Origin of the sequence: Rodentibacter rarus, assembly GCF_001998965.1 — a bacterium.
Taxonomy (GTDB): domain Bacteria; phylum Pseudomonadota; class Gammaproteobacteria; order Enterobacterales; family Pasteurellaceae; genus Rodentibacter; species Rodentibacter rarus.
The window spans coordinates 18649-29706 of the sequence record NZ_MLHJ01000050.1 but is presented as its reverse complement, the minus strand read 5'-3'; the positions used below and the strand labels follow the sequence as shown (position 1 = coordinate 29706).

The 11058-nt window shown below is 40.6% G+C and carries 11 protein-coding genes; 8 read left to right on the top strand and 3 right to left on the bottom strand.

The genetic code is table 11. The annotated features are described in order from the left end of the window. Positions 1 to 88 precede the first annotated feature (88 nt). Entirely contained in the window at positions 89 to 433 is a 345-nt protein-coding gene (locus BKK50_RS06205; RefSeq protein WP_077416366.1) for a hemocin immunity protein, read from the bottom strand. Positions 434 to 442: 9 nt separating this feature from the next. Further along, positions 443 to 1234, bottom strand: coding sequence for a TatD family hydrolase (locus tag BKK50_RS06200; RefSeq protein WP_077416364.1), 792 nt, complete (start codon positions 1232 to 1234; stop codon positions 443 to 445). Between the two features lie 279 nt (positions 1235 to 1513). Between BKK50_RS06200 and ald the strand changes: the two genes are divergently transcribed. Both ald and BKK50_RS06190 read left to right on the top strand, forming a co-directional pair. Then, on the top strand, positions 1514 to 2623 hold the full coding sequence (gene ald, locus BKK50_RS06195) for an alanine dehydrogenase (RefSeq protein ID WP_077416362.1): 1110 nt from the start codon (positions 1514 to 1516) through the stop codon (positions 2621 to 2623). Between the two features lie 76 nt (positions 2624 to 2699). Further along, positions 2700 to 4055, top strand: a complete 1356-nt coding sequence (locus BKK50_RS06190; protein WP_077416360.1) for a sodium-dependent transporter — start codon at positions 2700 to 2702, stop codon at positions 4053 to 4055. 76 nt (positions 4056 to 4131) lie between these two features. Here the strand turns inward: BKK50_RS06190 and BKK50_RS06185 are convergent, their stop codons facing one another. Further along, positions 4132 to 4641 (bottom strand): peptidylprolyl isomerase, encoded by a 510-nt coding sequence (locus BKK50_RS06185; RefSeq protein ID WP_077416358.1) that lies wholly within the window; start codon positions 4639 to 4641, stop codon positions 4132 to 4134. Between the two features lie 105 nt (positions 4642 to 4746). On the opposite strand from BKK50_RS06185, the gene cysS reads away from it, so the two are divergent. The 6 genes from cysS (at position 4747) to hypF (ending at position 11013) form a co-directional block, all read left to right on the top strand. Further along, a complete protein-coding gene (gene cysS, locus BKK50_RS06180; RefSeq protein ID WP_077416356.1) occupies positions 4747 to 6126 on the top strand; it encodes a cysteine--tRNA ligase in 1380 nt (459 codons plus the stop codon). Positions 6127 to 6342: 216 nt separating this feature from the next. Further along, positions 6343 to 6981 carry a stringent starvation protein SspA gene (gene sspA / locus BKK50_RS06175; RefSeq protein WP_077416354.1) on the top strand — a complete coding sequence of 213 codons (639 nt, stop codon included), beginning with the start codon at positions 6343 to 6345 and terminating at the stop codon, positions 6979 to 6981. Beyond that, complete coding sequence (locus BKK50_RS06170) at positions 6981 to 7433, top strand: ClpXP protease specificity-enhancing factor (protein ID WP_077416352.1); 453 nt, start codon at positions 6981 to 6983, stop codon at positions 7431 to 7433. Before sspA ends, BKK50_RS06170 begins: the two co-directional genes overlap by 1 nt. A gap of 198 nt (positions 7434 to 7631) precedes the next feature. Further along, complete coding sequence (gene rplM, locus BKK50_RS06165; protein ID WP_077416350.1) at positions 7632 to 8060, top strand: 50S ribosomal protein L13; 429 nt, start codon at positions 7632 to 7634, stop codon at positions 8058 to 8060. A gap of 16 nt (positions 8061 to 8076) precedes the next feature. Further along, positions 8077 to 8469, top strand: coding sequence for a 30S ribosomal protein S9 (gene rpsI, locus BKK50_RS06160; RefSeq protein WP_017806615.1), 393 nt, complete (start codon positions 8077 to 8079; stop codon positions 8467 to 8469). A gap of 279 nt (positions 8470 to 8748) precedes the next feature. After that, on the top strand, positions 8749 to 11013 hold the full coding sequence (gene hypF, locus BKK50_RS06155) for a carbamoyltransferase HypF (protein ID WP_077416348.1): 2265 nt from the start codon (positions 8749 to 8751) through the stop codon (positions 11011 to 11013). The last annotated feature ends 45 nt before the right edge of the window (positions 11014 to 11058 follow it).

Genomic DNA, 11058 nt, shown 5'->3' with positions numbered 1-11058 from the left:
GACTGACTGACTGACTGACAAAATGATATTTCTCCATAGTATTACCTGCAATGAAACTGTTTTATTACATATAATACACTTTCCTGTATCAATTTAAACAATGGTTTATATAATATTCAATGTCATCCTGAGCATAACCAAGCAATCGACCAATTTCTCTTTCTAAATCAGGATCAAACTTATCATAACTTTTCCGTAGAACCGAGGTTAATGTTTCTGCTTTTTTTATATGTTCCTGCCGGTATATTAAATAATAGGAAAAATCACCCAATGAGTTTTTTAAATTAATTGTTTTTGAGTGAAATGTCTTATTATCTAAATAAGGGAAAAAATCCTCAGGTATCTCATAATCAGTATAAAACAAGGCGAGATCTTTTTGATGATTTAACATCAACGCTAATTCTTTTCCCTCATGAGGTCCAATCATACCCATTACGCTATTCTATCTCCCAAATAATTCATTGCTATTATGCCAAATAATTTCAGCTATGCTATCCGCAGATTCTCCTCTTAATTCACATAGCGCTTCAAAAGTATTCATTATCCGCTCAGGGCGATTCGGTTGTCCTTGAAAACCAAACACCGGCATATCGGGACTATCGGTTTCCAATACCAAGGCATCCAGCGGCAATTTCGCTATCGCTTGACGGGTTTTATTCGCTCGTTGATAAGTGATCGTGCCGCCTACACCAATTTTATAGCCCAGATCCACAAACCGTTTGGCTTGTTCATAACTGCCGGCAAAACCATGTATCACACCATATTTAGGCAGTGAAATACGCTTTAAAAAGCGAAACACTTGATCGTGCGATTTTCGACTGTGAATATTCACGGGTAAGGCAAATTGTCTTGCAAGATAAAGCTGACATTCAAAAAAATGGCATTGCTTTTGCCAAAGTTCGTCTGTCAATAAATCAGGAATAGCCCGCTCCAAGCCAATTTCTGCTACCGCTGTCGCATTGTCATCCGCCTGCGCTAAGGCTTGTTCCAAAATCAATAAATCCGCTTGCGAATGTTCCTTAATATAAAGCGGGTGTAACCCCAGCCCATAATATAAATGTTGCGGATAAAGTGCGGTCATTTTTTGGATAGTTTTGAAATCTCTCGCCAATACCGCCACAATCAGCATTTTCTCCACGCCGGCTTGCTTGGCATTTTCCACTAATTGTGAAATAGGCTCTCCGGTAAATTGTTGTAAATAATCAAAATGTGTATGGGTATCAAAAAAAAGCATAATCAACTAAATCCTTAAAAAAGGAGGAAATACAAAAATTTTATAACTCATCTTAAAGGATAATGGCTAAGTAGCTATGTAAACTTAAAACTATTCTAACAAATAATTTAGGTTGATTTTGTTTATTTTTCTGCACACTGAAATAATAAATTTACAATTTTGTGAACCAGATCTCAGACAGCGTTAAATAATTTTTGTAAAAATATATCAAACGTATTTTATATATGTTGATTTTATGTTTTATTTTGAATATTGATCAAATAAAAAAGGAGATGAGAAATGATTATAGGTTGTCCAAAAGAAATCAAAGTCCAAGAATACCGTGTCGGTTTAACCCCTGCCAATGTTCAATCCTACGTTGAGGCAGGTCATAAAGTGTATATTGAAACGGAGGCAGGTGCAGAAATCGGGTTTAGTGATGATGCCTACCGGCAAGCCGGTGCAGAAATTACCGATAAATTGACCTTATTTGCTAACAGCGAGATGATTATTAAGGTGAAAGAGCCAATTGAATGTGAATATGATTATTTCCACGAGAATCAAATTCTATACACTTATCTTCACCTAGCGGCCGATAAACCGCTCACCGATATGCTTCTCTCCCGTCGCATTCAATCTATTGCTTACGAAACCATTAAAACCCCAACAGGCTTGCCGTGTCTTGCGCCAATGAGTGCGATAGCCGGGCGGTTAGCGACACTCGAATCGGCTAAGTTTATTCAAAAAACTTTTGGGGGAGCCGGTGTGTTACTCAGTGGAACCGCCGGTACACCTAAAGCAAAAGTCGTCATTTTAGGTGGTGGCGTGGTGGGCTTAAATGCGGCACAAATTGCAATAGGGATCGGGGCAGACGTAACGATTTTAGACATTAACGCTGAACGTTTAGCCTATATCGACCAAATTTTTGGTATGCGAATCAAGACGTTAAGTAGCTCACGCGGCAATATTTTAAGCCTGTTACCGGAAGCCGATGTCGTGATCGGTGCAGTATTAATCCCAGGCGCGAAAGCACCACGTTTAGTTCATAGAGAGGATTTAAAATTGATGAAAAAAGGGGCGATCTTAGTCGATGTGGCGATTGACCAAGGCGGTTGCTTTGAAACCTCGATCCCAACCACACACAACAATCCGATTTTTGAGGTTGACGGAATCATTCATTATTGCGTGGCGAATATGCCGGGTTGTGTGGCTAGAACCTCAACTCTCGGTTTAACCGATTCAACTTTACAATATGGCTTAAAAATTGCTGAACTTGGCGTAAAACAAGCCTGTCTTTCTGATCCGGCTTTATTACAAGGTCTAAACACTTATAACGGCAAATGTACCTTTAAAGGCGTTAGCGATGCCTTTGGTCTGCCTTATACAGATGCAAAAACAGCATTAGCATAACAGCATACCGGATGATAAAACGCACCACACATTGCGGTGCGTTTTCTCCCATTTTTACAAAATTTGAGGTTACAGTATGACAGCACAAACATCACGACAATCTTGGTCTAACCGTTTAACCTATGTTTTAACCGTTGCCGGAGCAACCATCGGCTTTGGTGCAACGTGGCGTTTTCCCTATCTTGTCGGTGAAAATGGTGGAGGCGCTTATGTATTTCTATTCTGTATAGCAATGATCATCATTGGTATCCCAATGATCTTGGTTGAAAATGTCATTGGCAGGCGCATTCAAAAAAACGCCATTGATGCTTTCAGCGGTACGGCAAATGGTAAAAAAATTCCTTCCGGCTGGAAAATATTAGGCTATATGGGCTTGCTCGGTGCATTCGGGATTTTAGCCTACTATATGGTACTTGGCGGTTGGGTACTAAATTATATCGGCAGTCTCATCAGCGGACAACTTGATCTCTCCGAACCTGTAACGATTGAAACGACAGCTGTATTTTTTGAGCAACACATTCACAATAACCCCATCGCAATTTTAATTTATACAGGCTTATTTGTGTTGGTCAATTACATCATTTTGGCAAAAGGGATTATGGATGGTATTGAGCGCTCAGTAAAATTTTTAATGCCATTACTCTTTGTGTTTCTTTTGATAATGATTGTACGTAATATCACACTACCGGGGGCAATGGAAGGAATTAAATTTTATCTTGTCCCAGATTTTTCCAAAATCACCAAGGAGCTATTTATCTTTGTATTAGGACAGGTATTTTTTGCACTAAGTTTGGGCTTTGGTGTACTTATCACCTTATCGAGCTACTTAAATAAACAGGAAAATTTGGTAAAAACCGCCACAATCACAGGCATAGTCAATACCCTAATCGCTCTCGCTGCCGGATTTATGATTTTCCCTTCTTTATTTAGCTTTAACGTAGCCCCAAATTCAGGACCGGCACTTGTTTTCCAAAGCTTGCCGATTGTGTTCTCACATATGTGGGCAGGCTCAATGTTTGCTACTATTTTCTTCAGCTTACTGGTCATTGCTGCCTTAACCACATCAATTACGATTTATGAAGTGCTCATTACCGCATTGCAGGAAAAAACAAGACTCACTCGTAAACAAGCCATTGCAATCACATTAGGCGGCATCTTTGTGCTAGGCAATATCCCCTCAGTACTCAGCGATAATGTTTGGAAAAATATAACCATTGCAGGGCGCAGTATTTTCGATACCTTTGATTACGTCAGTGGTAATATTTTGTTTATTTTAACCGCTCTTGGCAGTGCAATTTTCGTAGGATTTGTTTTGAAAGATGAAGCGAAAAAAGAACTAGGAGCAAGTAAAAAATTTACAACAGTTTGGTTTAACTATGTAAAATATGTTATCCCTCTCATTATTCTCGTGATTTTCATTAATTCTCTCTAAAAAATTTAGGCTCACTGTGTTTCATTCAAGAAAGTGAGCCTAATCTAAATAAGCAGAGACAGCGATCAGTTTTTCATTACACCACTGTAACAGAATGAATCACTACATCGTCTTTCGGCACATCTTGATGAAAGCCTTTATTGCCGGTTTTCACCCCTTTGATTTGATCGATCACATCCATACCTTCCACCACGTCACCGAATACCGCATAGCCCCATTCTTGTACCACATTTTTGCCAAACATTTCTTTGGCACGGTAATCTAGAAACGTATTATCCGCTACATTAATAAAAAATTGTGCCGTAGCAGAATGAGGATCGGAGGTGCGCGCCATAGCAATCGTGCCACGTTTATTGCTTAACCCGTTTGCCGCTTCGTTTTGAATCGGTGCATTGGTGTTTTTCTCTTTCATTCCGCTTTCCATACCGCCACCTTGGATCATAAATCCGTCAATAACACGGTGGAAAATTGTGTTATCATAAAACCCGTTTTTACAATAAGTTAAGAAATTTTCGACTGTAATTGGCGCTTTTTCTGCATTTAATGCAATTTTAATATCGCCAAAGTTTGTGTGTAAAATAACCATTTTGATTTCCCTATGAAATTTAAAGGACGCCATTATTCCATAAATAGGCAATAAGTGCTATAAAAGTGCGGTCAGTTTCAATATCAATTTTAAGCCGAGAAAAAAATGCTAAAAATTTTCAATACCCTAACCCGAGAAAAAGAAATTTTTAAACCTATCCACGCCAATCAGGTGGGGATGTATGTGTGCGGTGTCACCGTCTATGATCTATGTCACATCGGACACGGACGCACCTTTGTATGCTTTGATGTGATCGCCCGTTATTTGCGTTATTTGGGTTATGATTTGACCTATGTACGCAATATTACCGATGTGGACGACAAAATCATTAAACGTGCCCTAGAAAATCAAGAAACTTGCGAACAATTGGTTGATCGCATGGTTGTAGAAATGTACAAAGATTTTGATGCGTTAAATATTTTACGCCCCGATTCAGAGCCCCGAGCCACCCATCATATTCCGGAAATTATTGAAATTGTTGAAAAATTAATTGAACGTGGACACGCTTATGTCGCACAAAACGGCGATGTAATGTTCGATGTAGAAAGTTTCAAAGAATATGGGCAATTATCCCGTCAAGATTTAGAACAACTCCAAGCAGGAGCAAGGGTGGATGTTTCCGAAGTGAAGAAAAACCCAATGGACTTTGTGCTATGGAAAATGTCAAAACCGAACGAACCAAGTTGGCCCTCCCCTTGGGGAGCGGGGCGTCCGGGTTGGCATATTGAATGTTCAGCGATGAATAGTAAACAATTGGGTGAACATTTTGATATTCACGGCGGCGGATCGGATTTAATGTTCCCTCATCACGAAAATGAAATTGCTCAATCTTGCTGTGCGCACGGTGGCGATTACGTTAATTATTGGATTCACTCCGGTATGATTATGGTGGATAAAGAGAAAATGTCGAAATCACTCGGCAATTTCTTCACTATTCGTGATGTTCTCAACCATTATGATGCGGAAACCGTACGCTATTTCTTATTATCCGCTCATTACCGCAGCCAGCTCAATTACAGTGAAGAAAACCTGAATTTAGCCCATGGCGTATTGGAACGGTTATATACCGCCTTGCGGGGAACGGATCAAAGTGCGGTCGCTTTTGGCGGAGAACATTTTGTTGAAGCATTCCGTGAAGCAATGGATGATGATTTTAATACACCAAATGCGATTTCCGTGTTATTTGAAATGGCACGGGAAGTCAATAAATTAAAATCAGAAGAGATAGAAAAGGCCAATGGATTAGCCGCACGCCTACGGGAATTGGCTCACATTTTGGGATTATTAGAACAAGATCCGGAAAGCTTTTTGCAAGCCGGTTCTGACGATGATGAGATCGCAAAAATTGAGGCATTGATCCAGCAACGCAATGAAGCCAGAGCCACCAAAAACTGGGGAGCGGCAGATGCCGCCAGAGAGGCCTTAAATGCTATGGGTATTGTATTAGAAGACAGTGCAAATGGCACGACTTGGCGTAAACAATAATCCTCAAAGGAAATCGTAAGCGCCTCTATTCACCAGTCTGATAAAACGGAGGTTTTACTCCGTTTTATCATCCCCTTTCAAATCTCAATATCTCCCCCTAACTTACTGAATATAAATAAGAAATAAGTTTTTCTTGGCTTTTTCACTCCTGCTTATGATAGAATAGCGAACTTTTCCAACTCTCTTATTATTTAATTTGGATCTTCGGAGGAATCAATGTCCAATGCATCAAGTAAACGTTTTGTGATGACACTTTTCTCAAATAAAGATGATATTTACTGTCATCAAGTGAAAATTGTGCTGGCAGAAAAAGGCGTAGCTTATGAAAATGAAGAAGTTGATCCGCAAGCATTATCAGAAGATTTAATGGAATTAAATCCCTATGGCACCTTACCAACACTAGTCGATCGTGATTTAGTGCTATTCAATTCACGTATTATTATGGAATATCTTGACGAGCGTTTTCCTCATCCTCCCCTTATGCCGGTTTATCCTATTGCACGTGGTAAAACCCGTCTTTTAATGTTACGCATTGAACAGGACTGGTATCCAACCTTAATGAAAGCAGAAAAAGGCAACGAAACAGAACGTGCTGAAGCGCTGGGACAGCTAAAAGAAGAATTATTGGCCGCATCATCTATTTTCCAACAAATGCCTTATTTTATGAGCGAAGAATTCAGCCTGGTTGATTGTTATGTCGCGCCATTGTTGTGGAAATTAAAACAATTTGGTGTGGAATTTACCGAAGCCGGCAGTAAAGCCCTAAAAGGTTATATGGATCGCGTATTTAGTCGAGATTCATTTTTACAATCTGTCGGAGAAGCTGCCCCTAAAAATTTGATGGATGATAAATAATGGCATATCAATCTTCACCAAAACGCCCTTATTTATTGCGGGCGTACTATGATTGGCTAGTCGATAATGAGTTTACTCCTTACTTAGTGGTAGATGCCACTTATTGGGGGGTCAATGTTCCGATTGAATACGTGCAAGACGGACAAATTGTGCTTAATCTTTCTGCTAATGCTACGGGGAATTTACAGCTTACCAATGAGTTCATTCAATTTAATGCTCGTTTTAAAGGTGTATCACGTGAACTCTATATTCCGATGGGAGCAGCACTTGCCATTTATGCGCGTGAAAACGGTGACGGTGTGATGTTTGAGCCGGAAACCATTTATGATGAGTTAAATAAAGCACCTGATATCGATCAACCTAATGGCTTTACAGAAGCAGTAGATAAACCCAAAACAGCTAAGAAAAAGCCTTTACCGAAATCAACGTCTCATCTAAGAATTGTGGACTAGGTTGATAAATAACAAAATTCAGCGTATAAAAAATTAGCATTTGTCTGAAAAATAGGTATAATACGCCGACCCTGTTGATGCACGAATTCCCATCGTGCATTATTTTATTGAAGTCGCACTCGAAGGGGTGAAGATTTTAATGACTGGTTGTGTTCATTGAGAGCACTGGGTATCAAACTAATTTTTGGTAATTAATTAATGAAAACTTTTGTAGCAAAACCAGAAACGGTTAAACGCGACTGGTACGTAGTCGATGCGACAGGTAAAACTTTAGGTCGTTTAGCGACTGAATTAGCACGTCGTCTTCGTGGTAAACACAAGGCTGAATATACGCCACACGTTGATACAGGTGATTACATCATCGTGATCAATGCAGACAAAGTAGCGGTAACCGGTCGTAAAGAAACCGATAAACTTTACTATTGGCACACCGGCTATGTTGGCGGTATCAAGCAAGCGACGTTCAAAGAAATGATCGCACGCCGTCCTGAAGCAGTGATTGAAATCGCGGTTAAAGGTATGTTGCCAAAAGGTCCATTAGGCCGCGCAATGTTCCGCAAATTAAAAGTGTATGCAGGTTCTGAACACCAACACGCAGCACAACAACCACAAGTTTTAGATATTTAATCACGAGGTTTAGGATATGGCAGAGAATCAAAACTACGGCACAGGTCGCCGCAAAAGCTCTTCGGCTCGTGTATTTATCAAACCGGGCAGTGGTAAAATCACTATCAACCAACGTGAATTAGACGTTTACTTCGGTCGTGAAACCTCACGTATGATCGTACGTCAACCTTTAGAATTGGTTGAATTAACTGATAAATTAGACCTATACATCACTGTAAAAGGTGGCGGTATTTCTGGTCAAGCGGGTGCAATCCGTCACGGTATCACTCGTGCATTAATTGAATACGATGAAACCCTACGTCCTGCACTTCGTGCAGCCGGCTTTGTGACTCGTGATGCTCGTCGCGTTGAACGTAAAAAAGTGGGTTTACACAAAGCTCGTCGTCGTCCACAATATTCAAAACGCTGATACGACAACTTATCATCGTACTCACGAGTATTTATCCTTGTATATCAAGGTGTTATTCAAAAAAGGTTGGTGTTATGCCAACCTTTTCTATTTTCTCAATGTCTCTTATCAACATAATAAAATAGGCTATCAGCATTTTTGGGAATATTATTTAAATTTGAGTTTTCACCGCCCTATACTCTTTCACCTTCTCTTCTCATCAAAAATTTTTGACTGAAATCACGCTTTTCTTTGTCATTTTTCGCTATCATAGCTTCACCAATCCCAATTGAGAAAATTATGAACGCTATTGAGCTAAGAATAAAAGGGAAAGTACAAGGTGTGGGGTTTCGTCCTTTTGTATGGTTACTTGCGAATAAATATGGGCTGAAAGGCGATGTAAACAATGATGGAAAAGGCGTATTAATTCGTTTTGTTGAACCTGACGACAAAGCATTACAGCAATTTTTATCCGATTTACAAACAAAATTGCCCCCGCTTGCTTTAATTACAGATATTCAACAGCAAAAAAAACACGGGGAAAACTTACCGCACTTTTCAGAATTTCTCATTCGAGAAAGTGAAAATAATAAAATGGACACCCAAATTATACCCGATGCGGCAACTTGCCCGGATTGTGTTGAAGAACTGTTTAACCCACAAAATCGCCGCTATCACTACCCTTTTATTAATTGTACCCACTGCGGTCCACGTTTCACGATTATCAAAAAAATACCTTATGATCGGCAAAATACCGCTATGGCGGATTTTCCACTTTGCCCCGAGTGCGAACAAGAATATAAAGATCCCTCAAATCGCCGTTTTCACGCCCAACCAAACGCCTGTGCTGTTTGTGGACCACATATTTGGCTACAAGATCGCCACCATCAGTTAGCGATTCACGAAATGGCGTTAAAACAGACCGCACTTTTACTGCAAGATGGCAAAATTATTGCCATTAAAGGCATTGGAGGGTTTCATTTAGCTTGCGATGCACGTAATGAAGCTGCTGTGAAATTATTACGAGAACGTAAACATCGCCCAACAAAACCCCTTGCCGTGATGATTCCCAACCTTGATTCTTTGAATGATCTCAATGGACTCGAAATTCAACTGCTCACATCAACCACAGCCCCTATCGTATTATTAGCTAAACATAAAGTTCCCAGTTTAGCCCCCAATATTGCGCCCAAATTAAATGAGATTGGCGTGATGTTACCCAGTAATCCCTTGCAACATTTACTTTTACGTGAAGTGAATACCCCATTAGTGATGACCTCTGCAAACTCAAGCGGCTATCCTCCTGTATTGGATAACGAAAGTGCGGTCGAAAAGTTAGCCGATTTAGCGGATGCCTATCTCTGCCATAACCGGGATATTCTACAACGTGCCGATGATTCTTTAGTTCGCGTGGCATTTGACGGGCTGGAAACGTTGCGCCGTGCACGTGGTTATGTGCCGGATGAAACACCGCTAACAATCACCAACCAACGTAATATTTTAGCCTTAGGTGCCGATCTCAAAAATACCTTCTGCTTACTCAAACAAAATCAGGCTATCGTCACCCAACACATTGGCGATACTACTAATGAATGGGTTCAACAACAATTAGAAACAAACCTTTCTTTGTTTTCACAAATTTATCAATTTAAACCTGAACGCATTGCTGTGGATGCGCATCAAGGCTATTTTTCCTCCAAAATAGGGAAAAATTTAGCAAAACAAGGGAATGTACCTTATGTCAAAATTCTCCATCATCACGCACATATTGTAGCAGTACTGGCGGAACACCATTGCTATGAAAAAGTGATCGGTATTGCTTTAGACGGCATTGGGATGGGGGAAAACGGGCAGTTCTGGGGGGGCGAATGTTTATTAGTGGAAGGCAAAAATTGCCAACATCTCGGCGGCTTGCCACCGGTTGCTCTGCCGGGCGGAGATATTGCCGCGACACAACCTTGGCGCAATTGGCTCGCTCATTTGCAGCAATTCGTCCCCAATTGGCGCAATATTGCCACAAAAACTTGTCAAAATTTACCTTGGGAACCGCTTGCCCATGCTATTTCCCGCCGGCTCAATTCTCCCCCGGTTTCTTCCACCGGTCGATTATTTGATGCCGTAGCTTACGGTTTAGGCATAGCCGGTGAAAAATTATCTTGGGAAGGCGAAGCTGCTTGTCATTTAGAGGCGTTAGCTGAGCAATCTTCCTTTGCCAAGGGCGAAAGAGGTGCGGTCAATTTTTCAGTTAAAATGCCAGTTAAAGAAAATCAACTGGATCTCGCTGTCTTTTGGCAAACTTGGCTTGCCTATGAGGGCACTCCGGCAGAAAAAGCCTTCGCCTTTCATTACGCCCTTGCAAAAGGCTTTTCAGATCTTGCCCGTCAACACGCACAACACCATAACTGCCGAACTATCGTGCTATCCGGTGGTGTTATACATAACCAATTGTTACGCCGATTATTGAAAGAAAATTTAACCGAATTCACATTGCTAAGTGCTCATCAATATCCTATGGGGGATGGCGGGCTCAGTTTGGGGCAGGCAGTGATTGCTGCATATTTGTAGATTAAATGAGAAAAACGTAAAATAACGCCGATTTTTGACTTTAAT